Below are 26775 nucleotides of genomic sequence, written 5' to 3' on the forward strand. Positions count from 1 at the left end.
AGCCGACCTTGGTGTCACCGCGGTAGATGTCGTAGCCCGTCACGCCGACGTTGTCGGTCGAGGCGGTCCAGGACAGCACCACCGAGGTCTCCGTGACCGTGCCCGCCGTCAGGCCCGTGGGCGCCGTCGGCGCCTGCGTGTCGACGACCGTGCCGGTCTTCGTCGTGACCGCGAGGGCCGACGACGCGCTGGAGACGTTGCCCGCGGCGTCCTTCGCCCGGACGGTGTACGAGTACGCGGTCGCGGCGGTCAGGCCGGTGTCCGTGTACGTCGTCGTGGTCGAGGAGCCGACCTTCGTCGTGCCGCGGTAGACGTCGTAGCCGACGACACCGACGTTGTCGGTGGACGCCGTCCAGGACAGCGCGACCGACGTCTCCGTGACCGTGCCGGCCGTCAGGCCCGTGGGCGCGGTGGGCGCCTGCGTGTCGGTGCCGGTGCCGGCCTCGGTGGTGACGGCGAGCGCCGACGAGGCTGCGGACACGTTGCCCGCGGCGTCCTTGGCCCGCACGGTGTACGAGTACGCCGTGGCGGGCGTCAGGCCCGTGTCGGCGAACGACGTGGTGGTCGACGAGCCGACCTTCGTCGTGCCGCGGTAGACGTCGTAGCCCGTCACGCCGACGTCGTCGGTCGAGGCGGTCCACGAGATCGTGGCCGAGGTGCTGGTCACCGCGGTCGTCTTCAGACCCGTGGGGACCGACGGCGCCTGCGTGTCGCCCGGCGTCGTGCCGTCGCCGAACAGGCGGTCGTAGTCGGCCAGGGCCGCCGCGATCGCAGTCTGCGACCAGAACCGGTGGTAGGTGAACTTCGGGGCCACGCCGGTGCTCAGCGCCGTCTCGATCTTCGACCACGCCGGGTCGTTCTTGTAGAACGAGCGGATGTCGAGGAACGACACGCCCGGCTTGATCGCGTCACCGTTGGGCATGGTGCCCGTCCAGCCCGACGGGATGTAGACGCCGTCGCCGCCCGCGACGTACTTGTCGTCGAAGCGCAGGTAGTCCCCGCGCGTCTCCTCGGTCGCCACGCCGATCGCGTCCTGGTTGTTCTCCCACATCGCGTCGAGCAGCGCCTTGGCGGTGTCACGAGCCTCGGTGTCGCCGGACTTCGCGGCGTAGAAGAGGAGGGCACGGGCGGTGTCGCCGGCGACGCCGACGTCCTGGCCGTAGTCCTTGACCGTGACCGTCAGGCCCGGGTTGCCCGTGGGGCTCGTCGGGTTCCACGTGTCCGGCTTGCCGTTCCAGACGAGCGTGCTCGGGACCTTCCAGTCCGCGCCGTCCGTCGAGATGTTGTCGATCACCCAGGGGACCCACTTGTCGAGGATCGCCTTGGCCTTGGCGTTGCCCGACGCGTAGTAGAGCTCGGCGACGCGCTGCACACCCCAGGCCTGCATGCCGAACCACTGGTTCGACGGCGGGTCCTTGTAGACGGGAGCCTCGGTGTAGCCCATGCCGTAGAACGTGGGCGTGCCGGCCGGCGGCGTGGCGTACGCGCCGTCCCAGCTGTTCGTGGCGCCACCGGCGATGCCGCCGTTGGAGGCCTGGAGCCACGTGTAGAACTCGAGCTGGCGCTCGAGCGACTTGGACCAGTCGTCCTTGGCGGTCGGCGACTTCGGCGTCAGGGCCGGGTCGGTCGACAGCGCGTACGCGGCGAGCGGGTTCTGGTACCCGAAGTGCGCGTGCGACGAGCTGATGCGCCACGACCAGCCGGCGCTCGTGTCGAGCGCGCCACCCCAGGCCATGTACCAGGAGAGCAGGTAGTGCGCGCTGGTCCGGCCGGAGCCCGCGGGGCACGACGGCGAGGTGCAGCCGATGGTCTTGAAGTACTTGTCGAACAGCGTGTACCGCAGGTAGTCACCCATCTTGGCGGCCTTCGCGACCGTCGCGGCGACCTGCGCCTGCTTGCCCTGCTCGGTGGCCCACTTGTTGGCCCAGTACACGGCCTCGATGGCACGCGCGTCGGCGTCGGACGCCGAGGTGTACTTCCACTGCTTGGCGTAGGAGGCGTCACCCGTGAAGATGTCGAGGAAGCCGTTCTTGCCGCCGTACTTGAACTCCTCGCAGCTGGGCTGCGGGACGGTCTCCCAGACCGACTCCTGCGGGCCGCGCTGGAAGGTGTTGATGAAGGACGTGCCGGTGGCCGTCGGGCCGAGCTCGCAGCCGGCACCCGGCGTGACGCCGAAGCCGTAGACGTTGTCCACGTCGGCGAGCCAGTGCATCTGGTAGATGTCCGACGTGCCGTACGTCGACTTGAGCTCGTTGGCGATCGGGTCGGTGCCGACGCTCACGCCGCTGCTCAGCTGGCTCGGGTACTGGCTCGGGTGGTTGTACTCCGACGCGTAGGTCGCGGGGGAGTTGGGGTTGTACGAGGAGCTCGTGGGCTGATCCACCGAACCGGGGATCATGTACTTCTCCATGGTGTCCCACGCGTGGTTCAGCGGCGCCCAGTCGCCCGTCACCTGGCCGTACAGCGCCTCGAGCCAGATCCAGTAGGAGTAGGCCTCGGACGTCGTCTCGTGCCCGTAGTCCGGGGCCTCGACGATGAGGGTCTCGACGGAGTGGTACGGGATGCCCTGCGGGGAGAAGTACCCGTTGGCCGGGTCCTTGATCTTGTCGTACTGCTCCAGGAAGCGCTGCGCGTACTCCCCGTCGACGGCGGCGCGCAGTGGCGACGCCGCCGGGACGGAGACCGTCGAGGGCAGTGCGCCCCCGCCGGTCGCGGCAGCAGCGGGAGTGATCCCGGCCGCCAGGAGTGACGACACGCTCAGGGCGGCGAGAGCCACCCAGGCGTGTCGCCGTCGGGTCGAAGAGGACATCGTCCGTACCTTTCTGGCTGGTGGGCGAGCCGGGCGCAGCCGTGCGCGAGGTCGCCCTCGCACCCGTCGGCTGGAACGGGTGCGGTGACGGAGGTGCACGAACCCCTGCGTGCGTCGACTGGGGCGGGCGACGATGCCGACCACCTGCGAGACACGGCGGGACGCGATCACCATCCCCAGTGGCCCTTCGGGCCGTAAACCACCCGAATCGATTCAGGTGGGAGCGCGACCACGGCGGCGGGCAGGTCGCAGCGGGGGCAGGATCGAGGGATGGCTCCCGTCAGCGCCGGACTGCTCGTCTACCGCCTGGTCGCGCGCGCTGCGGGTCCCGAGCCCGGGACCGGTTCCGGGCCGGGGGCAGCTGCCGGTGCGACCGCCGCCGGCCCGCCCGGCGACGTCGAGGTGCTCCTTGCGCACATGGGCGGCCCGTTCTGGGCCCGCCGCGAACGCGCCTGGTCCGTCCCCAAGGGCCTCGTCGAGCCCGACGAGGACCCGCACGCCGCCGCGCTGCGCGAGTTCGCCGAGGAGCTCGGGTTCGCGCCGCCGCCACCGCTGCGCGACGACGAGCCGCTCGGGGAGGTCCGCCAGTCCGGCGGCAAGCGTGTGCACGCGTGGGCCCGCGAGGGGGACCTGCCGGTCGCCACGCTCGTCGGCGGGCCCGGGGCGGACGGCACCGCCGGCGGGACGCCGGTGACCAGCAACCTCGTCCGGGTCGAGTGGCCGCCGCGCTCCGGCCGCACGCTCGAGGTGCCGGAGGTCGACCGGGTCGCCTGGGTGGGCCTCGACGACGCGCGCGGCCTCGTCGTCGCGGCGCAGGAGGGATTCCTCGACCGGGTGGCCGACATCGTGGCGCGCCGGGGCTAGGTTGCGCCCGTGGACATGCAGCGCGTCGAGCTCGACGAGGACGAGGACCGGTCCGACCTCGCGGCGCCCGCCGGGCCCGACGACGAGCTCGCCGACACGGTGCGCCGGCCGCGCCGGTCACGCCGTGGCGCGGTCGTCCTCGGCGCGGGTGCCCTGCTCGTCGTCGGGAGCCTCGTCGGCGCGCAGGCCGTGCTCGACGCGCGCGAGCGTCGGGCCGTCGCCGCGCTCCAGGACGTCGACGGGGTGGTGCCGCCCGTCGGCGACCGGATGACCGCGGTCTTCTCGATCGCCAACCCGCTCGCGTTCGAGGCGGTCGACGACCTGCTGATGACGGTCGCGGCCGAGCCGGACGGCCGGCAGCGGGTCGCGGTGCACTCGGCGCAGGACGGGCGTGAGCTGTGGTCGGCGCCCATCGGTACCGCGCGGACGTCGGACGACGCCGTGCTCGCGCGGCCGCCGTGCGCCACCGGGACGTCGAGCGCCTGGGGCGACGTGGTGCTGTGCCTCGACACCGACGGCAGCGTCCGGTGGGGCGACACGGGCGAGCTCGAGCGGGACGAGGCGACCTACGCGCGCCTGCTCGTGCTCGGGCTCGCGGACGGGACGGAGCACGTGCGCCGCGACCTGGCGCCGGACGTCCGTGACGTCGTGCTGCTCGACGACCTGCTGGTCACGGCGAGGGAGGGCGCGGGCCAGGTGGTGCTCGTCGCGAGCGACGTGGACGGGACGGTGCGCTGGCGCAAGCGGCTCGCCGACGGCGGCGCGGGCGCCGCTGGGGCCGGCCCGATCAGCCTCTCGATCGCAGGCGGCGGCGTGTGGGTCGACGGCTCGTCGGGATCGCCGCTCGGGCTGGTGACACGCGAGGGCGAGGTCCTGGCGAGGGCGGTGGGGAACCGCTGGTTCTCCGACGAGCGGTCGCTGCTCCTCACCACGTCCCGCGGGTCCGCGACGCAGACGCGCGTGGTCCGGGACGCGGCCGTCGTCGCGACCGTCGAGGGCGATCCCGTGTCCAGCACCGTCGACGACGGGAGCCTGGGGGACGTGCTCCTGACGGACGACGAGGGCCTCACGCTGTGGGACGTGGCGACGGGTGAGCGGCGGTGGGTCGTGCCGGAGGGCGACGACGACGGCTCCGACTCCTACCGGCGGACGGCCTCGGGCTCGATGGTGCTGCGCGGCGTGGTCTACGTCTGGGACGACGCCGTGATCCGGGCGTTCGCGGGGTCCGACGGTCGGCTCCTGTGGACCGACGCGCCGCCGGGGTCCTCGGTGGCCGAGGTGCTCACCGACGGTCGGCGGCTGCTCGTGTCGCCGCAGTTCGAGGAGGGCTCGGACACCGTCATGTCGTTGCGCGCCCTCACGCTCGACGGGGAGCCGGCGGGACGGGTCGAGCTGCCCTCCGGTCTGCGGTGGACCACGTCGTTCGAGGGGATGTTCTGGGGCGTGCGGGAGGGCGACGGGGAGTACGACGTGGTGGCGCTGCGCTGAGCCGGGCCGTCTCGCCCAGCGGACCCTCCGGTTGCCCGGACGGCGGCGACCTGGGCACGGTGGTGCCGACCGAAGGCGAGGCACCACGGCGCAGGACCCGCGTGGACCTGTGGGTGGCGCTCGTCCCCAGGCGACGAGAGGAGAGCCCCGTGCTCACCCTGACCGACAACGCCCGCACCGCCGTCGAGACCCTCACCGCCCGATCGGGCCTGCCCGCCGAGTCCGGTGGGTTGCGCATCGAGGAGCAGGAGTCGGGGGCGTTCGACCTCGCGCTGGTCGCGGGACCGACCCCCGGTGACGAGGTCGTGGAGGCGGGCACGGCCCGCGTGTACGTCGACGAGCGCACGGCCGAGACCCTCGCGGCCTCCCGGCTCGACGTCGAGGCGTCGGGCACCGGCCCGGCGTTCACGCTCAGCGCGCAGTGATGCGCTGAGCACGGCGCCGACCGCCTGACATGACACGGCGACCGCCCCGGAGGTCCTGGCAGGACCGCACCGGGGCGGTCGTCGTCTGCGCGCTCGGGCCGGTGCTCGTCGCGGTCCTGGCGGTCGGCGCGTGCTCCGGGCCGACCGCCACCGTGACGGGGGGCGTGACGGGGGGCGCGACGGGCGGCACGACGGGGGCCACGCAGTCCGTCACGGGCACGCCCGGGACCAGCCCGGCGGCCCGCCCGACCTCAGCCCGGACCACGCGGCCTCCCCGCACGTCACCGACCCCGCCCGACGACCGACGCCCGCCGTTCCGCGCGAGCGTCTCGCGCGTCGACGCGGCGTTGGCGGCGCGCATGCACGCCTCGTGGCGACCGGGCTGCCCGGTGCCGTTGGCGGACCTGCGCCACCTGCGGCTGCGGTACGTGGACTTCGAGGGGCGGGTCCGGGACGGCGAGCTGGTCGTGCACGCGGACGTCGCGACCGGCGTCGTACAGGTCTTCGAGCGGCTGTACGACCTCGAGTTCCCCCTTCGCTCGCTGCGGCTCGTCGACGACTTCGGCGCGGACGACGAGGCGTCGATGGCCGCCGACAACACGTCGGCCTTCAACTGCCGAGCGGTCACGGGTGGCACCGCCTGGTCGGAGCACTCGTACGGCCGCGCGATCGACGTGAACCCGGTCGAGAACCCGTACGTGAGCGGCACGTACGTCGCGCCGCCCGCGGGACGGGCGTTCCTCGACCGGGTCCCGGGCCCGGGGGTGATCCTGGCCGACGACGAGGTGGTGCGGGCCTTCGCCGCGCAGGGCTGGTCCTGGGGCGGGTACTGGACCCGGCCGGTGGACCACCAGCACTTCTCGACGACGAACCGCTGACGGGGACGCGGCCGCGGAGCTCAGTGACCCAGCAGGTCCTCGAAGCTCGGCACCGCGTCGTACAGGCCGACGGGCTTGGCGGGCTCACGCTCGGCGACGGTCTCGGCGAGCTCACGGCCCGCGCGCCGGATGCGCTCGGGCAGCGGCTTGACGTCGTCGCCGCCCCCGTCCGCCCAGTCGTCGGTCGCGGCGAACACGCCGGTCCCGACGACGTCCGCGTGCAGGTAGCCGAACAGCGGCCGCAGCGCGTACTCGAGCACGAGCGAGTGCCGGCCGGTGCCGCCGGTCGCGCCGAGCAGCACCGGCATCCCGGCCAGCGCGTCCTTGTCGAGCACGTCGACGAACGACTTGAACAGCCCCGCGTAGGACGCCGTGAACACCGGGGTCACGGCGATCACGCCGTCGGCGGCGGCGAGCTTGGCGAGCGCGTCGGCCAGCGCGCCGGACGCGAAGCCGGTGAGCGTCATGTTGACCACCTCGTGCGCGAGGTCGCGCAGCTCGATCGTCGTGACGCTCGCGCGCAGGCCGCGTGCGGCGAGCTCGTCGGACGTCGCGGCGGCGAGCCGGTCCGCGAGCAGGCGGGTCGACGACGGCTGGCTGACGCCGGCCGAGATCACGACGAGCGAACGCTCCTGGCCCATGGGTCCTCCGATCGGGGGCGTGCTCATCGTGCCACCGCGTCCGCGGCCGCGACGTCGTCCTCGGCGGTCCGGCCGGTCCAGTGGTCGGCGGCGGCGACGGGCTGGGCGTGCACCTCACCGGCCGCGCGGGCAGCGGCGACGCGCTCGGCGTGGCTCGGGGGGTTCGCCGGGACGTGCGCGGGACGACGAGCCTCGGCCTCCTGGCGGAGCACGGGGACGACCTCGCCGGCGAGCAGGTCGATCTGCTCGAGGACGGTCTTGAGGGGCAGGCCCGCGTGGTCCATGAGGAACAGCTGGCGCTGGTAGTGCCCGACCTGCTCCCAGAACGCGCCGTACCGGTCGATGACCTGCTGCGGCGAGCCGACGGTCAGCGGGGTCTCGCGCGTGAAGTCCTCCATCGACGGGCCGTGGCCGTAGACGGGGGCGTTGTCGAAGTACGGGCGGAACTCGTCCCATGCCTTCTGCGAGTCCTTGCGCATGAAGACCTGGCCGCCGAGCCCGACGATCGCCTGGTCGGCGCTTCCGTGGCCGTGGTGCTCGTAGCGCCGGCGGTAGAAGTTCACCATCTGCGCGGTGTGCTCCATGGGCCAGAAGATCGCGTTGTGCAGGAACCCGTCGCCGTAGTACGCGGCCTGCTCGGCGATCTCGGGCGAGCGGATGGAGCCGTGCCACACGAACGGCGCGACGCCGTCGAGCGGGCGCGGCGTCGAGGTGAAGCCCTGCAGCGGCGTGCGGAACGTGCCGGACCAGTCGACGACGTCCTCGGTCCACAGGCGGCGCAGCAGCGCGTAGTTCTCGATCGCGAGGGGGATGCCCTGGCGGATGTCCTGGCCGAACCACGGGTAGACCGGGCCGGTGTTGCCGCGGCCCATCATGAGGTCCATCCGGCCGTCGGAGATGACCTGGAGCATCGCGTACTCCTCGGCCAGCCGGACCGGGTCGTTCGTCGTGATGAGCGTCGTCGCGGTGGACAGCGTGATCTGCTTCGTGACGCCCGCGAGGTAGCCGAGCATCGTGGTGGGGGAGGACGGGACGAACGGCGGGTTGTGGTGCTCGCCGGTCGCGAAGACGTCGAGGCCCGCCTCGTCGGCGTGCTTCGCGATCGTGAGCATCGCGCGCACGCGCTCGGTGTCGTCCGGCGTGCGGCCGGTGGTCGGGTCGGTGGTCACGTCGCCGACGGAGAAGATGCCGAACTGCATCGCGGCTCGCCTCGTTTCGCTGGTCCTGGGCGGTCTCGTCGACCGTCAGATTCATGCGTTTGCATGTACTGCTGGCGACAACCCTACGGCGGGGAGCCCTATTCCCCCGCCCCCGCCACCGACCCATCCTCCCTGCCCGCCGTGCCGACCACCCGGGTCACGGCGCCCCGGTCGTCCCGGTTCGTCCACAGGTGCTCCTGTGAGACGCGCCGCTTCGCCCTCCGACCGTTTGCCGGGTGGCCCGTCCGGTGATGCGATGACCGCACGGAGACAAGGGGGGCGTCGTTGGTGGACGGCCAGATCAAGGTCCTCGTCGTCGAGGATGACGCCGACACGGGGCTGTTCGTCCGGACGGTGCTCGAGCGCCGCGCCGGGATGTCCGTGACCGTCCTCACCGACGCGCTCGGGGCGCTCGCGCACGCGACGACCAGGCCCGTCGACCTCGTGATCACCGACATCCAGCTCCCCGGCATGTCCGGGCTCGAGCTGCTGCGCGAGCTGCGGCGCGCCGTGCCCGGCCTCCCCGTCATCGTCATGACCGCGTTCGCGAGCGTCGACTACGCCGTCGACGCGCTGCACGAGCAGGCCGACGACTTCCTGGTCAAGCCCGTGTCCGCGGCGGACCTCACCGAGCGCGCCACGCAGATCGCCGAACGCGGGCGCGCGCGGCGCGAGGCGGACCGCGGTGCGGTCGTGCTCGCCGTCGGCGCGCACCCCGACGACGTCGAGATCGGGATCGGCGCGACGCTCGCGTCCCACCGCGACGCGGGCGACACGGTCGTCGTGCTCACGATGTCCTGCGGGGCGGTCGGCGGCGCGACCGCGGACCGGCGGCACGAGGCGCTCGCCGCCGCGGGCGTCGTCGGCGCGCGGCTGTTCCTGCTCGACTTCGTCGACACGCAGCTCGAGTCCGCACCGGACCTCATCCCCGCGGTCGAGCGGACCGTCGCCGAGGTCAGGCCCACCGTCGTCTACACGCACTCGGTGCATGACCGGCACCAGGACCACCGGGCGGTGCACCGCGCCGTGCAGGTCGCGTCCCGTGAGGTGCCCACGCTCGGCTGCTTCCAGAGCCCGTCCTCGACCATCGACTACCGGCCCACGCGGTTCGTGACCGTCGACGGGTACCTCGACGTGAAGCTCGAGATGCTCGCGGCGTTCACCTCGCAGTCCCACCGCGTCTACATGGACCCCGACGCGGTGCGGTCCGCGGCGCGGTACTGGGCGAGGTTCGGCACGGGGACCTACGTCGAGCCGCTCGAGATGGTGCGCGCCGCGGGCGGCGTGCCGTCGTCGGGCGCGCGTATGGCCGCCGACGAGCGCGCCGACGACAAGGCCCGAGGCAGGGCCGGCGGCGGCGCCGGCCGCGACACGCAGGACGGATCGGTGAACGCATGACGCGGGTGCTCGTGACCGGGGTCGGAGGACCCGCCGGGGTGGCGGTGGTCCGCTCGCTGCTGCGGCGCGGCGACGTCGAGGTCTACGCCGCGGACATGGACCGCTGGGCGAGCGGCATCTACCTGGTGCCGCCCGAGCGCAGACGGCTCGTCCCCGCGGGGCTCGCCCCGCACTTCGTCGACACCGTGCTCGAGATGTGCGCCTCGGACGGCATCGAGGTGCTCTACCCGACGGTCGACGTCGAGCTCCCCCGCATCGCCGCGCAGCGCGAAAGGTTCACTCAGGTCGGCACGCGCGTCGCGTCACCCGAGCTGCGCACGCTCGAGACCGCGCTCGACAAGCTGACGCTCGCGCGGACGTGCGCGCACGTCACCTACGTCCCGCGCACCGAGCTGGTCGGCACGCCGCAGGCGATCAGCGGCTGGCAGTTCCCCGTGATCGTCAAGCCGCGCCGCGGGGCCGGGTCGCGCGGTGTCCGCGTGATCGCGACGGCGGCCGAGCTCGACGCGGTGCACGACGACGAGGACCTGCTGGTGCAGGAGCTGCTGCCGGGCGAGGAGTTCTCCGTCGACGTGTTCGCGGACCTCGACGGCCACGTGGTCGCCGCGGTGCCGCGGTCCCGGCTGCGGGTCGACTCGGGCGTGGCGGTCGCGGGTGTCACGGTGCAGGACGAGCGGCTCGTCGCGGCGGCCACCGCCATCGCGGAGGCGATCGGGCTGACCACGGTCGCCAACGTGCAGCTCAAGCTCACGGCCGACGGCACACCCGGGCTGCTCGAGGTCAACCCCCGGTTCCCGGGTGCCATGCCGCTGACCATCGCCGCGGGCGTCGACATGCCGTCGCTCGTGCTCGACGCGGTCCTGGGCCTGCCGGTGCCGCGCCACGTGGAGTTCGTCGAGGTCGCCAACGTGCGCTACCTCGAGGACGTGTTCCTGCCGGTCGGCGACGTCCTGCCCCCGATCGAGCCACCGCCCGCGCCGGAGGGCTGATGGTGCCGTCCCCGCCACCGTCGCCCGCCGAGGACCACCACGTCCACTCGACGTTCTCCGACGACGCCGTCAGCACCCCGCAGGAGAACCTCGCGGCGGCGCTCGAGCGCGGGCTGCGCGTCGTGCGGATGGTCGACCACGTCCGTGCGACGACGGCGGACGTGCCGCAGCGGCTCGACGCGCTCGCGCGGCTGCCACGCGCCGCGGGTCTGCGCGTCGAGACCGGCGTCGAGGCGAAGATCCTCGACGTCGCGGGCGGGGTCGACGCCCCGGCGGACGTGCTGCGCGCCGCGGGCGGCCCCGGCGGCGTCGACCGCGTGCTGCTCGCCGACCACCAGCTGCCCGGCCCGGACGGGCCGTGGAGCCCTCGCCGCACGCGCGAGGCGATGGCCGCGGGCGACGTGACCGCGGCCGACGTGCTCGCGATGCTCGTCGACGGGACCGTCGCCGCCCTGCGGCGCACCCCCGCCGCGCAGCTCGCGCACCCGCTGTCGCTCGTCCCCAAGCTCGGCCTGACGGAGGACGACGTGAGCGACGAGCACCTCGACGCGATCGCCGCCGCCGCGCTCGCGGCCGGCGCGCTCGTCGAGGTCAACGAGAAGTGGCGGTGCCCGGGACCGCGCGCGGTCGCCCGGTGGCGTGCGGCGGGCGTGCCGCTCGTCGCCTCGACCGACGCGCACGACGCGCGCGACGTCGGCCGCTACGACTGGCTCCGGCGGTCGGCCGGGGCGGGGGAGCCGTGATGGCGCACGACGCGCTCGTCGTGCTGCTCGTCGCGCTCGTGGTGTGCGGGGCGGTCCCCGTGCTGGTCGGTCTCGTGCAGTACCTCCTGGTCCCCGTCCACGCGGTGCGCAACCACCTGCGCGACGCCTCGCCGTACCTGCCGCGCGTCGTCGTGATCGTGCCCGCGTGGAACGAGGGGGCCGTGCTCGCGCCCTCGCTCGAGCGGCTCATGCGCCTGGAGTACCCGCCCGACCGGCTCAGGGTCTTCGTCGTCGACGACGCCTCGACCGATGACACCCCGCAGGTCGTCCAGGCCAAGGCCGCCGAGCACCCGGGCCGGATCGTGCACCTGCGCCGCGCACTGGGCGGTCAGGGCAAGGCGCACACGCTCAACCACGGCATCGAGCAGGCGCTCGCGGACGACTGGATGCAGGCGCTGCTCATCATGGACGCCGACGTCATCTACCGCCCCGACGCGCTGCGCAAGATGACGCGGCACCTCGCCGACGAGCGCGTCGGCGCGGTCACCGCCTACATCCGCGAGGGCAGCGCGCGGCCCGGCTCGGTCGCGCGGTTCATCGGCTACGAGTACGTGACGGCGCAGGCCGCGGCACGCCGCGCGCAGAACGTGCTCGGCGCGATGGCGTGCCTCGCGGGCGGCGCGCAGCTGCACTCGCGCACGAACCTCGAGTCGATCGGCGGGCGCGTCGACACCACGACCCTCGCCGAGGACACGTTCACCACGTTCCTCACCCAGCTCGACGGCCGCGAGGTGGTGTTCGAGCCCGCGGCGGTCGTGGCGGCCGAGGAGCCGGACTCCGTGCGCGCGCTGTGGAAGCAGCGCGTGCGCTGGGCGCGCGGCAACGTCCAGATCACGCGGCGGTTCTCCGACGTGTGGTTCCGCCGCCCGTGGCCGCTGCGCCGCGGCGGGCAGCGGCTCGGGTCCTGGACGTTCGGGCTCATCTGGTTCTCCGTCTACATGCTGCCCGTCGCGATCGTCCTGGCGACCGCCGGCCTCGTCGGGCTGCACCTGCTCGACTCGGCGGTCGCGCTGACCGCGTTCCGTGCCCTGTGGTGGCTCGGGGTCGTCGCGTACGTGTACATCACCGTCACGACGCTCCTGCTCGACCGCGAGACCGCGGGCCGGGCGTGGTTCCAGGCGTTCACGTTCCCCGGCCTGCTGGCGCTCGTCGTCATGACCGCCGCGTGGGTGCCCGGCCTGTGGGAGGAGCGCGTGCCGGCGCTGTTCGGCCTGCGGATGACCGACCAGGGGCGCGACGCGTGGCAGCTCGCGCTGTACGCGTGGCCGCTCGTCGCGATGCTCGTCGCGCCCGTCGTGCGGGCCGTCGACGGCGTGCGCGGCGTCAAGGTGCTCGCCACGCCGCTGCTGTACGTGATCGGATACGGCCCCGTGCTGTGCGCCATCACGCTGGACGCGTACGTCAAGCAGTGGCGCGGGGCCTCCGCGCAGTGGGACAAGACCGAGAAGACGGGACGGGTCGTGGGATGACGGGTCATGGCATGGCGGGTCCGACGAGCGGGCAGCCGCCCGTGCGGCTGGACCAGCGCGCCCTGGAGCGCGAGATCCGCGCCGATGCGCGCGCCGAGCGCCGGGTGCTCGCCGTCGGGCTCGTCGCGGCCGTCGTGACCATCGCCGCCCTCGCGCTGCTGTCGACGCTGCGATGAGCACGCCACCGGGAGTGGACCGCCGCAGGCGGGGCTCGGGGTTCCTGCGGTTCGTCTCGCGGTACACCGGCCCCGAGGCGGGCGTCGTCGAGCGGCAGCTGCCGTTCGTGCTCGCCTTCTCCGTCGGCATGGTCGTCCTCGCGGTCGTCGACGTGGTCGTCGACCCGACGCTCGTGCTCGCGTCCGCGATCGTGACCGTCGCTGTGCTGGTGCTCGCGGTCACGCTGCCGTGGCGCCGGTGGCCGGCCTGGGCGGCGGACGTGCTGCCCGTGGCCTCGCTCGGCGCGGTGTCGCTGCTGCGGGCCGGCACGGGAGGGCCCAGCTCGGTGCTCGCGGCGCTGCTGTTCATCCCGGTGCTCACGCTCGCGTCCCAGCGCGGGCGACGGGGCGTGACGCTCGCGACGGTGTGCGTCGTGCTCGTCGTGTTCACGCCCGCCGTCATCGACCCGAGCACGTTCACCTCCCTCACCGTCGCGCGCGCCGTCGTCGTCGCGCTCGTCGCGTTCGTCCTCGCGCTCGTCTCGCACGAGACCACCGAGCGCCTGCGGGTGCGCAACGCCGCGCTCGACCGGTTGCGCGTGGACCAGGACGAGCTGCTCGACCTGGTGCGCACCGACGCGGAGGTGATCGCGCGCGTCGCCGCGGCCCGCGAGTCCGCGCTCGAGCAGATGGTCGCGGTGATCGACTCCGCGACCGAGCAGGCGATCATCGCGACCGACGCCGACGGCGTGATCCAGGTGTTCAACGCGGGAGCCGAGCGCCTGCTCGGTCACGCGCAGGGCTCCGTGGTCGGCCGCCTGCGGCTCACCGCGCTGCACGACCCGGACGAGCTGCGCGAGCGGTACCGCAGCGCGACCGGCCACGACGTGCGCGGTGAGGGCGAGCAGGCCGACCGGCGTCTGCTCGACGTGGTCGTGTCCCCCGCGCGGGGCGACGGCTCGAACGTGCGCGACTGGACGTGGGTGCGGCGCGACGGCGAGCGCCGGACCGTGCGGCTCGCGGTCACGCGTCGCGTCGAGGGCGACGGGGCGAGCAGCGGCTTGGTCGTCGTCGCCACCGACGTCACCGCCGAGCGCGAGGCGGCGGCGTTCAAGGACCAGTTCGTCAGCCTCGTCAGCCACGAGCTGCGCACGCCCCTGACCGCGGTGCTCGGCTACCTCGAGCTCCTGCAGGACGGGCCGGACCCGCTGTCCGACGAGCAGCGCGAGTACGTGACGATCATCGAGCGCAACGCGCGCCGCCAGCTGCGGCTCGTGAGCGACCTGCTGCTCACCGCGCAGGTGGACGCGGGCACGTTCCAGGTCTCCCCCACGCGGATCGACCTCGCCGACGTGGTGCGGTCCTCGGTGGCCTCCGCCGCGTACGCCGCGCAGAACGCGGGCGTCACGCTCACGCAGGACGTCGCACCGACCCCCGTGGTGGCCGACGCGACCCGGCTCGCGCAGGTCGTCGACAACCTGCTGACCAACGCGATCAAGTTCACGCGGCCCGGGGGCACGGTCGTGGTGTCGGTCGCGCCCGGCCCGCCCGACGAGTCGGGGCGGACGGGTGCCGTCCTGGAGGTCAGCGACTCGGGAGTCGGCATCGCGCCCGACGAGATCGCACGGCTCACCCAGCGGTTCTTCCGCGCGGCGTCCGCGCAGCGCGGCGCCGTCCCGGGCGTCGGGCTCGGGCTGTCGATCGCCAAGGCGGTGGTCGACGCGCACGGTGGGACGCTGGACGTCGCGAGCACCCTGGGGGAGGGCACGACGATGACCGTGCGCCTGCCGGCGCAGCCGGAGGACCCGCGCGGCTGACGGGCGTCGCGGCGGGCCGTCAGGGGGTCGCGGTCGGCGCCGGCGCGTCGAGCGGCGCGGGTGCGAAGTCGACCGCCGTGCCCACCGTCGCCGGGACCTCGACCGAGTCGGTGAACTGCGCGGACGTGGGCGTCAGCCGGGGTCCGACGAGCGCGGCGAGGCCGAGCAGCACCGTCACGACGAGCCGGACCAGCGACCCGCGGTCGACCGCGAGGAACTCCCGGCGCGCACGCCGGTCCTCAGCGCCGTGCTCAGCCGTGGAGGACCGCATCGAGGTACCTCTCGTCCGGTGGCGGCGTGCGGGGACGGCGGGCGCGCGCCTCACGCACCGCGAGCAGCTCGAGGACGCCCAGGGCGAGCAGCGGTGGCACGAGCATCACGGCCCGCCCGACCGCGGAGCTCGCCCACTGCAGCACCCATCCCCACCCGGGGTGGACGTCGAGCACGATGCCGCGCACGCGCGTGTACGGCGTCGCGTTCGGGTCGTTCTCCGCGTTCGCGTCGCCCTTCGTCACGATGTACGGGCTCGTGATCACGTCGCCGGCGGCGTCGCGCACCTCGACCATCGTCCCCGTGGCGTCCTGCTCGAGCTTCGGCAGGCTGACCAGGTCGACGATGCGGTGGGTCACCATCTGCCGGGAGCCCAGCGGCCAGAACGAGATGATCTGGCCGACCTTGAGCTGGGACGGGTCGTCGACCTTGCGCATGACGACCGCGTCTCCCGCGTCGAACACGGGCGACATCGACCCCGACGTCACGATGAGCAGGCGCTGGTCGCGCGCCTGGAACCACAGCGGGACGGCGAGCGACGCGGTGAACGCGAGCGTCCCGACCGCGACGACCGTCCACAGCGCGACGGACGTCAGCAGACGCCACCGGGGACGACGCCGAGCCGGCTCGGGGCGGGCCGGGCGGCGCTGTGCGCGCCGCTCGCCCTCGAGCCGGATCGGTTGCCGCGGCGGACGAGGCATCGCGCAGGGGTCAGGCGCCGGACTCGTCGGGGTCGGCCGGGTCGAACGTGATCTGGCGCGCGTCGAAGGTCAGCTCGAGCGTGGTCGACGTGTCCTGGAAGGAGTTGTCGGCGGTCTCGTCGAAGTCGATGCGGACGCACAGGTCCTCGGACGCGGTCGCGTTGAGGAACCGGTTGCCGGTCGCCTCGTCGACGCCGGGCGTCCCGACGATCGGGGTGTCGCTCGTCGCGAGCCCGAACGTGCCGGGAGCGCCGCTCTGGCCGATGCGGTTGGTCGCCGTCGACGTCCCCGCGAGCGTGCACGTCGACGTGTCGTAGATGCTGACGCGCAGCGCGCTCGACAGGTCCGCCGTGTCGCCCGAGCGGTCGTCCGCGCGGTAGCTGATCGCGTACTGGTAGCGCAGCGAGCCGTTGTTGCTGACCGTGACCGGCGCGACGACGGACGCCCCGGGGAGCATGTTGTCGACCGGCACCGAGAACTCGAGCTGGCCGAGCTCGAGGTTCACGCGGCCGGTGGTGATCGCGTCGTTCGCCTTCTCCTGGTCGGTGAACAGCGCCGACGTGGTCAGCGAGGTGACGCCCAGGGCCGCCAGGCCGACGATCGTGACGGTCGCCCACAGGCGGCGCCGGCGGGCCTTGTCGGCCTGCGCCGGGGCAGGGTTGACCATCTCCTCGATCAGGTCGTCCATCATCGTGCGGTTCCCCCCTCGGGCGGGTCTCGGCTGACACCACGGGTACTCGGCTCATCGACGCGACGGCCCCGTGACTTGAGCGGTTGGCCCGACTTTCTCCGGATGATCTCACGCGCCCCGGGCGCCCCGCACGCGTGGCGCGCGCGCGGGGCGCTGCGCTGCGGGGACCTCCTCGGGCGGCACGGCGGGGGAGTACCAGAACCCCTGGGCGCGGTCGACCCCGAGCCGGCGCAGCGTCGCCGCGGTCTGCTCGTCCTCGACGCCCTCGGCGACGACGCGCAGCCCGAACGAGTGCGCCAGGTCGACCATGGCCTGCACGACGACCTCGGACCGCTCGCCGTCGCGCAGGTCGGCGACGAACAGCCGGTCGATCTTGAGCTCGCCGACCGGCAGGTCGCGCAGCTGCGAGATGGACGTGTTGCCGATGCCGAAGTCGTCGATCGCGACGTGCACACCCAGCGCGCCGAGCCGCTCCAGCACGGGCACGATGCGCGAGGGGTCGGCGACGAGCGCGGTCTCGGTGATCTCGACCTCGAGCAGCGCCGCGGGCACGTCGTGCTCGACCAGGAGCCCCTCGATTGCGTCGACCACCGCGGTCGTCGTGACGTCGTGCGCGGACAGGTTGACCGCGACCGGCAGCGGCGTGCCCGCCTCGCGCCACCGTGCGAGCTGGGTGATCGCACTGGTCAGCGCGAACCTGGTGAGCTCGTGAATGAGGCCCGACTGCTCCGCCAGCGGGATGAACGCGCCCGGCAGCAGCAGCCCGCGCGTCGGGTGGTCCCAGCGCATCAGGGCCTCGTACCCGACGGGGCGGCCCGTCTCGAGGGACACCTTCGGCTGGTAGTGCATGACGAGCTCGGACTCGCCGACGGGCGCCTCGATCGCGTGGTGCAGGTCGCCGAGCAGGACGAGGCGCTGCGGCGAGGAGTGGTCCTCGTCGGGGTCGTACACCGCGACGCCCGTGCGGTGGTGCTTGGCGGAGTACATCGCGACGTCCGCGGTGCGCATGAGCGAGGACGCGTCGCTCGCGTGGTCCGGGATGCACGCGACGCCCACGGACGTCTCCACGTGCAGGGACATCTCCCCGAGCTGGAACGGCGGGATGAACAGCTGGCGCACGCGGCGGGCCAGCCGCTCGGCGTTCGCGACCGACCGCACGTCGGGCAGGAGCACCGCGAACTCGTCGCCGCCGAGCCGCGCGACGACGTCCTCGTCGCGCAGCGCGCCGCGCAGCCGCTCCGCGACCTGCTCGAGCAGCTCGTCGCCGTGGTCGTGCCCGAGCGAGTCGTTGATGTCCTTGAACCGGTCGATGTCGAGCAGCACCAGGCCGACCCGACCGCCGGACCGCAGCGCCTCGGCGACGTCGCGGCGCATGCGGTCCGCGAGCAGGCGACGGTTCGGCAGGCCGGTCAGCGAGTCGAGCAGCGCGAGCCGCGCGTTCTCCATCGCCGACGCCTGCAGACGCTTGGACGTCGCGTGCACGGTGCGGAACAGCAGGAGCCACAGGGCGACCAGCCCGCCGCCGACGACGAGCGTGACCGTGCCGCGGGCCTGCGTGAGTGTGGCGACCGCCTCGGTGTGGTCGAGCACGATCTCAGCCGCGCCGATCACCGGGTCGGAGCCGCCCGCACCCGGTGCGGCGGTGGGCAGCGGCGAGCCGATCACCGCGCCCGCCAGGTCGCGCGCGTCCGACGCCCGCACGGGCACGTACACGTCGAGCACCTCGGTGACGGTCGCGCCCGTGCCGATCGAGTCGACCTGGTTGACGTCGTCGAGCACCTGCGCGTCGGCCTCGCCGTCGGCGAGCACCTGCGCGAGCCGCTCGGTGTCCGGGAAGCCCACGGTGGCATCGGTCGAGCTGTACATCAGCGCGCCCGCGGTGCTCCACAGCCGCAGCTCGACGAGGCGCGACGAGAACAGCGAGGTCGCGCTGCGCACGGACTCGCGCTGCGCGTCGCTCAGCACCGCGATGTCGAACGCCTCGGGAGGCAGCGGTGCGGCGGCGTACGCCATGACCGAGGCCGCCGACTGCGTGCCGTCGCGCACCGACTGCTCGTGCATGACCCGCCCGGTCATCCACACGAGCGCGACGCCGAGGGCGGCCATGGCGAGGAAGCTCACGACGCCGAAGTAGCGCGTGAGCGACCAGCGTCGCCGTGCGGCGGCTCGCGCCACGGGGCCTCCCTCCGGTCCGCCCGGTCCCTACCGGAGGTTAGGCGGTGGCGGCCCCCGCGGCGAGCACCACCCGTCCTCGACGCGCGGGAACGACCGCGCATGTGGTCGTGTTGAGGGCGATGGACGGCGCGCACGACGCGCGTCGCGGGCGAGGAGGTGGGCACGTGACGTACGAGGTCACGAAGACCGACGAGCAGTGGGCGCTCGAGCTCGAGCCGCAGGAGTTCGCGGTCCTGCGGCGCGCGGGCACCGAGCGCGCGTTCACGGGCGCGCTGCTCGGCGAGAAGCGCCGCGGCGTGTACCGGTGTCGCGCGTGCGGTGGCGAGCTGTTCTCGTCGGACGCGAAGTTCGACTCGCACTGCGGGTGGCCGAGCTTCTTCACGCCGCTCGCGGGCGACGCGGTCGAGCTGGTCGAGGACCGGTCGCACGGGATGGTCCGCACCGAGGTGCGGTGCGCCCGGTGCGGCTCGCACCTGGGCCACGTGTTCGACGACGCGCCCCAGACGCCGACGGGCGACCGGTTCTGCATGAACTCGGTGAGCCTGACGTTCGAGCCGGTGGACGCCCAGGGCTGAGGACCGGGCCGTCAGCCGGACGAGGGCTCCCGACCCGCCGCCCGGGTGCCGGGAGCACCCGTCCGGGCCTCGTCGGCGGGACACGCCTGATCCGTTCGGTCGACACACCGGGCGAACCTGCGAGACGGGCTGAAGCCGGGGCCCGTACGCGCCGATAATGACCGCGTGGACGAGGTGCTCACGGTGCGACGGTGGCGGCGGTACGGCGCCGACCGGCTCTACGTGACCCACGAGACCGGTGCGCGGGTCGGGTCGATCGACCTGCAGTCGGGTGAGGTGGTCGTCGAGGAGCCGGAGCTCGAGGAGGGTCTGCGCCGGGCGGCGCAGGAGTTCCTGCGCGGCGACGGCAACGAGATCACGCTCCCGCTGCCCCGCCAGCCGTTCGGCGAGCCCGAGCGCACCGCGCTGCACGCGTGGCTCGGCCCCACGGACGAGCCGCGCGCGGAGCGCGGCGCACCGCTGCGCACGCGCCTCGAGCGCCTGTACGCCGAGGGCTGGCACGTGGTGCACGACGTGCCGCTGGGCCGGCAGGGGACGGTCGTGGAGCACCTGCTCGTCGGCCCCGGCGGCATCCTCACCGTCGCGGAACGCGGCACGCCCGGCGAGCGCGTCGTCGTGCGTGGCCGGCTCATGACCATCGGCGGGACGCCCGTCGGCCACCTGCACGCGGCCCGCATGGAGGCCGCCCGGGTGCAGGGGCTGCTGCTGCGCGCGGGGTGCGCCGACATCACGGTCCGGGCGCTCGTCGTCGTCCGCGGGGAGCTGCAGGTCGAGGTCCCGCCCGCGCCCGGGGAGGCCGTCGTCGTGACGCGTGGCGAGCTGCCGCGCGCGATCCGCGGGCTCGCACCCGTGCTCGAGCCGGACCGTGTCGCGGCCGTCGCGCACGTCGCCCGGCAGCGCGTCACCTGGACGCGATAGCACCCGGATGCGTCCGATCCGGGCCATCGGGCACGGACCGGCGCAGAACGTTCACCCCTTCGGGCTCGACGTCGGCCCGGGCGAACCGTTCCCACAGGGGCACCTCACGCGCCAAGATGTGCGCGTGATGGACGACGACCTGCAACAGCTCGAGCGCGAGCTCGGCTTGTTCCTGCGCCGAGCGACCGCGTCCTCGACCGCGATGGCGCGGCGGGTGCACCCGGAGCTCGAGCCCTCGGCGTACGAGCTGCTCGCGCTCATCGAGCGGACGCCCGGGGTGCGCGCGAGCGACCTGGCCGCGTACATCGGGGTGGGACGCGGGACGATGTCCCGCCAGCTCGCGCGGCTCGGCGCGCTGGGGCTCCTGACGCGCTCGCCCGACCCGGACGACTTCCGCGGCCAGCTCCTCGCGCTGACGCCCGAGGGGTCGTGCCGGCTCGCCTCCGCGCAGCAGGCGCGGACCGACTTCCTGGCCCGCGCGCTCGAGGACTGGGCGCCGGAGCAGATCTCCCAGCTCACCGCGCAGCTGGGCCGGCTCAACCGCGACCTGTCCTCGGCGTGGGCGACGCAGCCCGCGACGCCGGCCGCGTCGGCGGTGGGCTGACCTCGACGGCTTCACGCCGTGGCTCGACCTGCGGACGACGATCACGCTGGGGTGCACCTGAGCGGACGGTCGGACCGACGACGACGGGGACGGGCGCGGGGCGAGTCCCCGTCGTCGTCGGGGTGGGACGTCAGCGGCGTCGCGCGCCGTCCGCGAGCTCGTCGCGCACCTGCTCGTCGGTGGCCTGCTCGTCGAGGAGCTGCTCGACGCCCGAGCGCCGGCCGAGCGGCACCTCCTTGAGGAACAGCACCGCCACCAGCGAGATGAGCGCGACGGGCGCGGCGAACAGGAACAGGTCGGCGATCGCGTCACCGAACGACTGCTCGACGACGGTGCGCACCGGGCCGGGGAGCGTCGACAGGTCGGGCAGCGTGCCGTCGCCGCCCATCGCGCCCGGGTCGATGCCCAGCTTGCCCAGGCCGGTGACGATGTAGTCCGTCGAGCGGTTCGACAGGACTGCGCCGAGCACCGAGACGCCGATCGCGCCACCGAGCGTCCGGAAGAATGCGACGGTCGAGGTGCCGGAGCCGACCTCGGAGACGTGCAGCGTGTTCTGCACGGCGAGCACCAGGTTCTGCATGAGCATGCCGACGCCCGCACCGAGGATCACCATGTACGCGCTGACGAGCACGAAGCTCGTGTCGTAGTGGATCGTGCCCATGAGGCCGATGCCGGCGGTGAGCACCGCGGCGCCCCAGATCATGAACGCCTTGTAGCGGCCCGTCTTGGAGATGATCTGGCCGGACACGGTCGACGAGACGAGCACGCCCGCGATCATCGGGATCGTCATGAGGCCCGACTCGGTGGGGGTCTTGCCGCGGGCGAGCTGCATGTACTGGCTGAGGAACACCGAGGTGCCGAACATCGCGATGCCCACCGCGATGCTGGCGATGACGGACAGCACGAGCGTGCGGTTGCGGAACAGGTGCAGCGGGATGATCGGCTCCGCGGCGCGGGACTCGACCCACAGCGCGGCCGCGAGCGTGACGACGGCACCGCCGACCATCGCGGCGGTCTGCCACGAGGCCCAGTCGAACGAGCTGCCGGCGAACGTGATCCACAGCAGGAGCAGCGCGATGCCGACCGAGATCAGCGTGGCGCCCCAGTAGTCGATCCGCACCACGCGGCGCGCGACCGTGGGCAGGTGCAGCGTGCGCTGGAGGACGACGATCGCGAAGATCGCGAACGGCAGCCCGACGAAGAAGTTGGCGCGCCACGTGAGCGAGGAGTCGGTGATGACCCCGCCGAGCAGCGGGCCGCCGACCATCGAGATGCCCATGATCGCGCCCATGAGGCCCATGTACCGGCCGCGCTCGCGGGGGCTGATGATGTCCGCGATCAGCACGGTGCCGAGCGCCGTCATGCCGCCCGCGCCGATGCCCTGCAGGGCGCGCATCGCGATGAGCATGTCGGTGTTGTGCGCGAGGCCGGCCAGCGCGGACGACACGACGGTCACGGCCAGCGCGAGCTGCACGAGCAGCTTGCGGCTCACGAGGTCGGCGAGCTTGCCCCAGATCGGCGTGGAGATCGTGGTGGTCAGCAGGGTCGCGGTGACGACCCAGGTGAACGCCGACTGGCTCCCGCCGAGGTCGGTGATGATGCGGGGCAGCGAGGACGACACGACGCTCGTGGCGAGCATCGAGACGAACATCCCGAGCAGGATGCCGGAGAGCGCCTCGAGGACCTCGCGGCGGGTCATGGCGGGCGCGGTGGTGCCGGGCGCGGTGGTGCCGGGCGCGGTGGTGCCGGGCGCGGTGGTGCCGGGTGCGCCGGGCGGGGTGGGGTGCTGGGACACGGTGTTCCTGGTTCTCTTCGTGCGGTCGGGGCCCGGCGTCGTCGGCGGGGTGCGGTGCGGCTGGTGCGAGGGGGAGCGCGAGGCGGCGTCAGGCGGGTGTGCGGTCGGGTAGGACGCTCGCGCGGTCGAACGTCGCGCTGAGCCGGACGAGCATTTCGGTGGCCGCCGCGAGGTCGCGGTCGTCCCAGTCGGCGAACAGGTCGGCGGTGCGCTCCGCGAGGGCCGCCTCGATCTCCTCGGCGCGCGCGACGCCCGCGGGGGTCAGGTGCAGCGTGCGGGCCCGGCGGTCGTCGGTGTCGACGATGCGCTCGACGAGACCGTCGTCGACGAGCTGGCTGACCTGGCGGCTGGCGACGGACACGTCGACCCGCATGAGGTGTGCGACGTCGCCGACCTGGGTGGGGTTCCCCTCGCGGGCGCGTGTCGCGAGGGTGCGGATGAGCGCGGCGGTGGCCCGGCTGCAGTCGATGCCGCGGACGAGGGGTGCGCTCGCGTCGCGCAGCGTGCGCCAGAACGTCTCGGCGGCACGGAGCATCGCGAGCTCGGGGTTCTGCTGGTGGGCGGTCACAGGGTCCTCACTGGTGGTTGCTGCATGCAACTGTACCCGCCGATGTGTGCAGCATGCAACGAATCCGGACGTCTCGTGGCTCACACGCCGAGCGCCGCCCCCGGCAGGGAGCGGCGCTCGCGAGGGACGGCCCGGCGGGGCGCGTCAGGCGGTCTGCCCGCGGCGCTGGACCCGCACCCCCTCCATGTCCTCGAGCTCGACGCCCTTCGTCTCCGGCACGCGCCAGAGCGTGAACACGAACGACAGCGCCGCGAACAGCGCGTACATGAAGTACGGCACCGACGCGCCGAACGCTCCCAGCAGCGGCGGGAACGAGATCGTGATGAGGAAGTTCGCGATCCACTGCGCGGCCGCGGCGACGCCGAGGGCAGCGGCCCGGATGCGGTTGGGGAACATCTCGCCGAGCAGCACCCACACCAGCGGGCCCCACGTCGCGCCGAAGAACACGACGAACGCGTTCGCCGCGATCAGCGCGGTCGTGCCCCAGCCGTCGGGCAGCTGCGTCAGCACCTCGCCCGCGTTCTCCGGGTCGGGCACCTCGTAGGAGTTGAGGAACGCGATCGCCATGACCGCCAGGCACACCGCCATCCCCGCGGAGCCGATCAGCAGCAGCGGACGGCGGCCCACCTTGTCGACGAGCGCGATCGCGATGAACGTGACGACGACGTTGGTGACCGCCGTGATCGTCGAGATCGTGAACGAGTCGCTCTCGTCGAACCCGACGGCCTGCCACAGCGTGTTCGAGTAGTAGAAGATCACGTTGATCCCGACGAACTGCTGGAACACCGACAGCAGGATCCCGACCCACACCACCGGCAGGAGCCCGAACCGCGGCCCGCGCAGGCTCGCCTTGGGCGCGTGCTCGTCGCTGCGGATCGTGTTCTCGATCTCGGCGACCCGGTCGGCGGCCTCCTCGCGCGTGCCGAGCACGTCCGTCAGCACCGCCAGCGCCTCGTCCTGGCGGCCCTTGCTCACCAGGTAGCGCGGCGACTCGGGGATACGCAGCGCGAGGATCCCGTACACCGTGGCGGGCACCACCGCGACGATGAACATCCACCGCCACGCCTCGAGCCCGAGCCACAGCTCGCCCGCCGCGTCCGCGCCCTCGCCCGGCGTCGCCAGCGCGAGCAGCTGGTCGGACAGCAGCGCGGCGAAGATGCCGATGACGATCGCGAGCTGCTGCAGCGAGCCGAGCCGCCCGCGGATCACCGCGGGCGCGATCTCCGCGATGTAGGCGGGTGCGATCACGGACGCGATGCCGATGCCGACCCCCGCGAGGAACCGCCACAGGATCAGGTCCCACACGCCGAACGCGATACCGGACAGGATCGACGAGACGAAGAACAGCACCGCGCCGATGAACATGACGCGCGTGCGGCCGTACCGGTCCGCGAGCCGACCGCCCAGCCAGGCACCGAGCGCGCAGCCCAGCAGCGCGACCGCGACCGCGAAGCCCGACAGCGCGTCGCTGAGGCCGAACTCGTCGGTGAACGCCTTGACCGCGCCGTTGATCACCGACGAGTCGAAGCCGAACAGGAACCCGCCGACCGCCGCCGCCACGGCGAGCGCGACGGCCTTCCCGTGGTGCGGGCTGCGCCGGGCGTCCGCGGGACCCCCGGCACCCCCCGGCCCGCCGCCCGCGCCGCTGCGGACCGTCTCCGGACCTGTGGACGCCTCCGGACCTGTGGACATGGTGTGCGCCCCTCTCGTCACGTCGCGGCCCCGTCGCGCCGCCCCGAGGTCCACCCTGACGCCGACGCCCGTGCGCTGCACGTCGAGAGGTGGCACGTCGAGCGCCCACGGTGCCGTCCGCGTTGCTATCTGCGACGACGGCTGCGACGTCGGCCGATGCCCGGGCGGCCCGCTCGGGGGAGACTGGGCGCGGAGGTGACGATGTCCGACGAACCGCGCCGGCCCCGGCGTCCCGCGATGCTCGACCCCCAGGCGGCGGACGAGCTGCCCGGCGAGCTCGACCCCGCGCTGCGAGCCGAGGTCGCGCACACGACCGCGGCCGCGCTCGTCCACCAGGGCCGCGCCAACCAGGACCCGCAGGTGGTGGCCCGGCTGGTCGCGCTCGTCGAGACCGAGGGGCTGGACGTGGTCGCCGGGCTGTGGTCCGACAGCGCGCCCGCGACGCTGCCCGGCGCGCTGTGGCGGCTGTACGTGCTGCGCGAGTGGGTGCGCCGCGACCCGGAGACCATCGCCGACCGGTACCGGCAGGGCACCGCCGCGGTCCCGGTGCACGACGTGGTCGCGGGCGTCGCACAGGCACCGGGGCCCGCCGACGTGCGGGCGGTGGCCGACGCCGTGCTCTCGGGCGTCTACACGGGCGACCTCGACGTCGCGCTCGAGCGGGCGGGCGCGTTCTGCCGCGTGCTGGCCGCGGGGGCCGCGATCGACGCCGACCACCTGGACGCGGTCGACCCGCGCGGTGCGACGCGTCAGACCTTCGGCGCGTCCGCGCTGCTGCGCACGGCCGAGGAGCTCGAGCACGCCGCACAGCTCTGGCGCGCCGGCCGGCTCGAGTAGGGCCGGGGCCGCGTCGCGATGCGGGTGGTCCGCCGCGGCGTGCGGGTCAGCCGAGCAGCGGGTGCACGAGCAGCGTGAACACCGCGGCGACGAGCGCGGCCGCGGGGATCGTCAGGATCCACGCGATCGCGATGTTCTTGGCCACGCCCCAGCGCACGGCGGACAGACGCTTGGTCGCGCCCACGCCCATGATCGCCGAGGTGATCGTGTGCGTCGTCGAGACCGGCGCGTGCAGCACGAACGCGTTGACGTAGAGCACCGTGGCGGAGACCGACTCGGCGACGAACCCGCGCGCCGGGTCGAGCTCGATGATCTTGCGACCGAGCGTGCGCATGATGCGCCAGCCGCCGGAGTACGTGCCCGCGGAGATCGCGGCCGCCGCGGCCAGCTTGACCCACAGCGGGATCTCGCTCGGCTCGGCCCAGCCGACCGCGGCGAGCGCCATGACGATGACGCCCATGGTCTTCTGCGCGTCCTGCAGGCCGTGCCCGAGCGCCATCGCGGCGGCGGAGACGGTCTGCGCGAGGCGGAACCTGCGCGTCGCGCGCGACGGGTTGGCGTTCTTCACGACCCACAGCAGCGCGACCATGATGAGGAACGCGAGGCCGAAGCCCACGAGCGGCGAGAAGATCATCGGCAGGACGACCTTGTCGACGATCGCGGAGCCGTACACGCCGAGACCCCCGGCGACGCCCGCGCCGACGAGCCCGCCGATGAGCGCGTGCGTCGACGACGACGGCAGGCCGAACCACCACGTGATCATGTTCCAGGTGATCGCACCGACCAGCGCGCACAGCACCACGACGAGCTGGGTGTGCGCGGGCGCGTCGCCGAGGTCGACGATCGACTTCGCGATCGTCTCGGCGACCTCGGTACCGAGCAGGGCGCCGGCGAAGTTCATCACCGCGGCCATGAGCAGCGCGATGCGCGGCGTCAGGGCCCGCGTCGACACCGACGTGGCGATGGCGTTCGCGGCGTCGTGGAACCCGTTGGTGTAGTCGAACCCGAGAGCGAGCGCGACGACGAGGATGGCGAGCGCGACCTCCACGACGC

Annotated in this window: 25 protein-coding genes; 14 read left to right on the top strand and 11 right to left on the bottom strand. The window is 73.5% G+C overall.

Features of this window, described 5'->3' with window-relative positions:
• The coding region (locus CUD01_RS03875; RefSeq protein WP_141318886.1) for a glycoside hydrolase family 48 protein at window positions 1-2809 on the bottom strand (2809 nt) is incomplete at its 3' end.
• A 270-nt stretch (window positions 2810-3079) separates the two neighbouring features.
• On the opposite strand from CUD01_RS03875, the gene CUD01_RS03880 reads away from it, so the two are divergent.
• The 4 genes from CUD01_RS03880 to CUD01_RS16945 all read left to right on the top strand — a co-directional run bounded on the left by CUD01_RS03880 (window position 3080) and on the right by CUD01_RS16945 (window position 6464).
• Window positions 3080-3673: an NUDIX hydrolase gene (locus CUD01_RS03880; RefSeq protein ID WP_141318888.1), complete on the top strand. Its 594-nt coding sequence runs from the start codon at window positions 3080-3082 to the stop codon at window positions 3671-3673.
• 9 nt (window positions 3674-3682) lie between these two features.
• A complete protein-coding gene (locus CUD01_RS03885) occupies window positions 3683-5161 on the top strand; it encodes a hypothetical protein (RefSeq protein WP_141318890.1) in 1479 nt (492 codons plus the stop codon).
• Between the two features lie 149 nt (window positions 5162-5310).
• Window positions 5311-5586, top strand: a complete 276-nt coding sequence (locus tag CUD01_RS03890) for an iron-sulfur cluster assembly accessory protein (protein ID WP_094180891.1) — start codon at window positions 5311-5313, stop codon at window positions 5584-5586.
• Window positions 5587-5615: 29 nt separating this feature from the next.
• Window positions 5616-6464 (top strand): M15 family metallopeptidase, encoded by an 849-nt coding sequence (locus CUD01_RS16945; protein WP_141318892.1) that lies wholly within the window; start codon window positions 5616-5618, stop codon window positions 6462-6464.
• Window positions 6465-6484: 20 nt separating this feature from the next.
• Here the strand turns inward: CUD01_RS16945 and CUD01_RS03900 are convergent, their stop codons facing one another.
• Together CUD01_RS03900 and CUD01_RS03905 are read right to left on the bottom strand one after the other, a co-directional pair.
• On the bottom strand, window positions 6485-7105 hold the full coding sequence (locus CUD01_RS03900; protein WP_094180889.1) for a CE1759 family FMN reductase: 621 nt from the start codon (window positions 7103-7105) through the stop codon (window positions 6485-6487).
• A gap of 23 nt (window positions 7106-7128) precedes the next feature.
• Window positions 7129-8304, bottom strand: coding sequence for an LLM class flavin-dependent oxidoreductase (locus CUD01_RS03905; protein ID WP_094180888.1), 1176 nt, complete (start codon window positions 8302-8304; stop codon window positions 7129-7131).
• Between the two features lie 288 nt (window positions 8305-8592).
• On the opposite strand from CUD01_RS03905, the gene CUD01_RS03910 reads away from it, so the two are divergent.
• Genes CUD01_RS03910 through CUD01_RS03930 form a run of 6 tightly spaced genes read left to right on the top strand, consistent with a single transcriptional unit; the run spans window position 8593 to window position 14896 of the window.
• Window positions 8593-9702 (top strand): response regulator, encoded by a 1110-nt coding sequence (locus CUD01_RS03910; RefSeq protein WP_244937646.1) that lies wholly within the window; start codon window positions 8593-8595, stop codon window positions 9700-9702.
• Entirely contained in the window at window positions 9699-10691 is a 993-nt protein-coding gene (locus CUD01_RS03915) for an ATP-grasp domain-containing protein (RefSeq protein ID WP_141318896.1), read from the top strand. Before CUD01_RS03910 ends, CUD01_RS03915 begins: the two co-directional genes overlap by 4 nt.
• A complete protein-coding gene (locus CUD01_RS03920) occupies window positions 10691-11434 on the top strand; it encodes a PHP domain-containing protein (RefSeq protein WP_141318898.1) in 744 nt (247 codons plus the stop codon). Before CUD01_RS03915 ends, CUD01_RS03920 begins: the two co-directional genes overlap by 1 nt.
• Window positions 11434-12924: a glycosyltransferase family 2 protein gene (locus CUD01_RS03925; RefSeq protein WP_141318900.1), complete on the top strand. Its 1491-nt coding sequence runs from the start codon at window positions 11434-11436 to the stop codon at window positions 12922-12924. Before CUD01_RS03920 ends, CUD01_RS03925 begins: the two co-directional genes overlap by 1 nt.
• Window positions 12925-12935: 11 nt before the next feature.
• Window positions 12936-13100 (top strand): hypothetical protein, encoded by a 165-nt coding sequence (locus CUD01_RS16410; RefSeq protein ID WP_166772184.1) that lies wholly within the window; start codon window positions 12936-12938, stop codon window positions 13098-13100.
• The gene (locus CUD01_RS03930; RefSeq protein WP_141318902.1) at window positions 13097-14896 is read left to right on the top strand and encodes a sensor histidine kinase; all 1800 of its coding nucleotides are present in this window, start codon (window positions 13097-13099) and stop codon (window positions 14894-14896) included. The genes CUD01_RS16410 and CUD01_RS03930 overlap by 4 nt, the downstream gene beginning before the upstream one ends.
• Window positions 14897-14915: 19 nt before the next feature.
• On the opposite strand, the gene CUD01_RS03935 is transcribed toward CUD01_RS03930, so the two are convergent.
• From CUD01_RS03935 to CUD01_RS03950, 4 genes are all read right to left on the bottom strand, one after another.
• Window positions 14916-15167 (bottom strand): hypothetical protein, encoded by a 252-nt coding sequence (locus tag CUD01_RS03935; RefSeq protein ID WP_141318904.1) that lies wholly within the window; start codon window positions 15165-15167, stop codon window positions 14916-14918.
• On the bottom strand, window positions 15148-15867 hold the full coding sequence (locus CUD01_RS03940) for a signal peptidase I (RefSeq protein ID WP_243861265.1): 720 nt from the start codon (window positions 15865-15867) through the stop codon (window positions 15148-15150). Before CUD01_RS03940 ends, CUD01_RS03935 begins: the two co-directional genes overlap by 20 nt.
• A gap of 10 nt (window positions 15868-15877) precedes the next feature.
• A complete protein-coding gene (locus tag CUD01_RS03945; protein ID WP_141318906.1) occupies window positions 15878-16558 on the bottom strand; it encodes a TasA family protein in 681 nt (226 codons plus the stop codon).
• Window positions 16559-16666: 108 nt separating this feature from the next.
• Window positions 16667-18733, bottom strand: coding sequence for a putative bifunctional diguanylate cyclase/phosphodiesterase (locus CUD01_RS03950; RefSeq protein WP_244937647.1), 2067 nt, complete (start codon window positions 18731-18733; stop codon window positions 16667-16669).
• Window positions 18734-18897: 164 nt separating this feature from the next.
• Here CUD01_RS03950 and msrB point away from each other — a divergent pair, with 164 nt between their 5' ends.
• From msrB to CUD01_RS03965, 3 genes are all read left to right on the top strand, one after another.
• On the top strand, window positions 18898-19308 hold the full coding sequence (gene msrB, locus CUD01_RS03955; RefSeq protein WP_141318908.1) for a peptide-methionine (R)-S-oxide reductase MsrB: 411 nt from the start codon (window positions 18898-18900) through the stop codon (window positions 19306-19308).
• A 165-nt stretch (window positions 19309-19473) separates the two neighbouring features.
• Window positions 19474-20226 (top strand): nuclease-related domain-containing protein, encoded by a 753-nt coding sequence (locus CUD01_RS03960; RefSeq protein WP_141318910.1) that lies wholly within the window; start codon window positions 19474-19476, stop codon window positions 20224-20226.
• Window positions 20227-20353: 127 nt separating this feature from the next.
• Window positions 20354-20830, top strand: coding sequence for a MarR family winged helix-turn-helix transcriptional regulator (locus tag CUD01_RS03965; RefSeq protein ID WP_094180880.1), 477 nt, complete (start codon window positions 20354-20356; stop codon window positions 20828-20830).
• Window positions 20831-20960: 130 nt separating this feature from the next.
• On the opposite strand, the gene CUD01_RS03970 is transcribed toward CUD01_RS03965, so the two are convergent.
• The 3 genes from CUD01_RS03970 to CUD01_RS03985 form a co-directional block, all read right to left on the bottom strand.
• Window positions 20961-22529, bottom strand: coding sequence for an MDR family MFS transporter (locus CUD01_RS03970; protein WP_141318913.1), 1569 nt, complete (start codon window positions 22527-22529; stop codon window positions 20961-20963).
• A gap of 184 nt (window positions 22530-22713) precedes the next feature.
• Window positions 22714-23193 (bottom strand): MarR family winged helix-turn-helix transcriptional regulator, encoded by a 480-nt coding sequence (locus tag CUD01_RS03980; protein WP_141318915.1) that lies wholly within the window; start codon window positions 23191-23193, stop codon window positions 22714-22716.
• 144 nt (window positions 23194-23337) lie between these two features.
• Window positions 23338-24885, bottom strand: a complete 1548-nt coding sequence (locus CUD01_RS03985; protein WP_094182315.1) for a sugar porter family MFS transporter — start codon at window positions 24883-24885, stop codon at window positions 23338-23340.
• 201 nt (window positions 24886-25086) lie between these two features.
• Between CUD01_RS03985 and CUD01_RS03990 the strand changes: the two genes are divergently transcribed.
• Window positions 25087-25722, top strand: a complete 636-nt coding sequence (locus CUD01_RS03990; protein WP_232514439.1) for a hypothetical protein — start codon at window positions 25087-25089, stop codon at window positions 25720-25722.
• Window positions 25723-25768: 46 nt separating this feature from the next.
• Here the strand turns inward: CUD01_RS03990 and CUD01_RS03995 are convergent, their stop codons facing one another.
• The gene (locus tag CUD01_RS03995; protein ID WP_141318917.1) at window positions 25769-26770 is read right to left on the bottom strand and encodes an inorganic phosphate transporter; all 1002 of its coding nucleotides are present in this window, start codon (window positions 26768-26770) and stop codon (window positions 25769-25771) included.
• Window positions 26771-26775: the final 5 nt, after the last annotated feature.

The sequence above is a fragment of the Cellulomonas uda genome (genome assembly GCF_006538705.1).
GTDB classification, from domain to species: Bacteria; Actinomycetota; Actinomycetes; order Actinomycetales; family Cellulomonadaceae; genus Cellulomonas; species Cellulomonas uda.

Bases quoted from the DNA above. Each gene is read 5' to 3' on its own strand.
- CUD01_RS03925 (WP_141318900.1), top strand. From the start codon at position 11,434: ATGGCGCACGACGCGCTCGTCGTGCTGCTCGTCGCGCTCGTGGTGTGC.
- CUD01_RS03970 (WP_141318913.1), bottom strand. From the start codon at position 22,529: ATGACCCGCCGCGAGGTCCTCGAGGCGCTCTCCGGCATCCTGCTCGGG.
- CUD01_RS03985 (WP_094182315.1), bottom strand. From the start codon at position 24,885: ATGTCCACAGGTCCGGAGGCGTCCACAGGTCCGGAGACGGTCCGCAGC.
- CUD01_RS16410 (WP_166772184.1), top strand. From the start codon at position 12,936: ATGGCGGGTCCGACGAGCGGGCAGCCGCCCGTGCGGCTGGACCAGCGC.
- CUD01_RS03915 (WP_141318896.1), top strand. From the start codon at position 9,699: ATGACGCGGGTGCTCGTGACCGGGGTCGGAGGACCCGCCGGGGTGGCG.
- CUD01_RS03930 (WP_141318902.1), top strand. From the start codon at position 13,097: ATGAGCACGCCACCGGGAGTGGACCGCCGCAGGCGGGGCTCGGGGTTC.
- CUD01_RS03905 (WP_094180888.1), bottom strand. From the start codon at position 8,304: ATGCAGTTCGGCATCTTCTCCGTCGGCGACGTGACCACCGACCCGACC.
- CUD01_RS03965 (WP_094180880.1), top strand. From the start codon at position 20,354: ATGGACGACGACCTGCAACAGCTCGAGCGCGAGCTCGGCTTGTTCCTG.
- CUD01_RS03990 (WP_232514439.1), top strand. From the start codon at position 25,087: ATGTCCGACGAACCGCGCCGGCCCCGGCGTCCCGCGATGCTCGACCCC.
- CUD01_RS03900 (WP_094180889.1), bottom strand. From the start codon at position 7,105: ATGGGCCAGGAGCGTTCGCTCGTCGTGATCTCGGCCGGCGTCAGCCAG.
- CUD01_RS03940 (WP_243861265.1), bottom strand. From the start codon at position 15,867: ATGCCTCGTCCGCCGCGGCAACCGATCCGGCTCGAGGGCGAGCGGCGC.
- CUD01_RS03945 (WP_141318906.1), bottom strand. From the start codon at position 16,558: ATGATGGACGACCTGATCGAGGAGATGGTCAACCCTGCCCCGGCGCAG.
- CUD01_RS03935 (WP_141318904.1), bottom strand. From the start codon at position 15,167: ATGCGGTCCTCCACGGCTGAGCACGGCGCTGAGGACCGGCGTGCGCGC.
- CUD01_RS03920 (WP_141318898.1), top strand. From the start codon at position 10,691: ATGGTGCCGTCCCCGCCACCGTCGCCCGCCGAGGACCACCACGTCCAC.
- CUD01_RS16945 (WP_141318892.1), top strand. From the start codon at position 5,616: ATGACACGGCGACCGCCCCGGAGGTCCTGGCAGGACCGCACCGGGGCG.
- CUD01_RS03880 (WP_141318888.1), top strand. From the start codon at position 3,080: ATGGCTCCCGTCAGCGCCGGACTGCTCGTCTACCGCCTGGTCGCGCGC.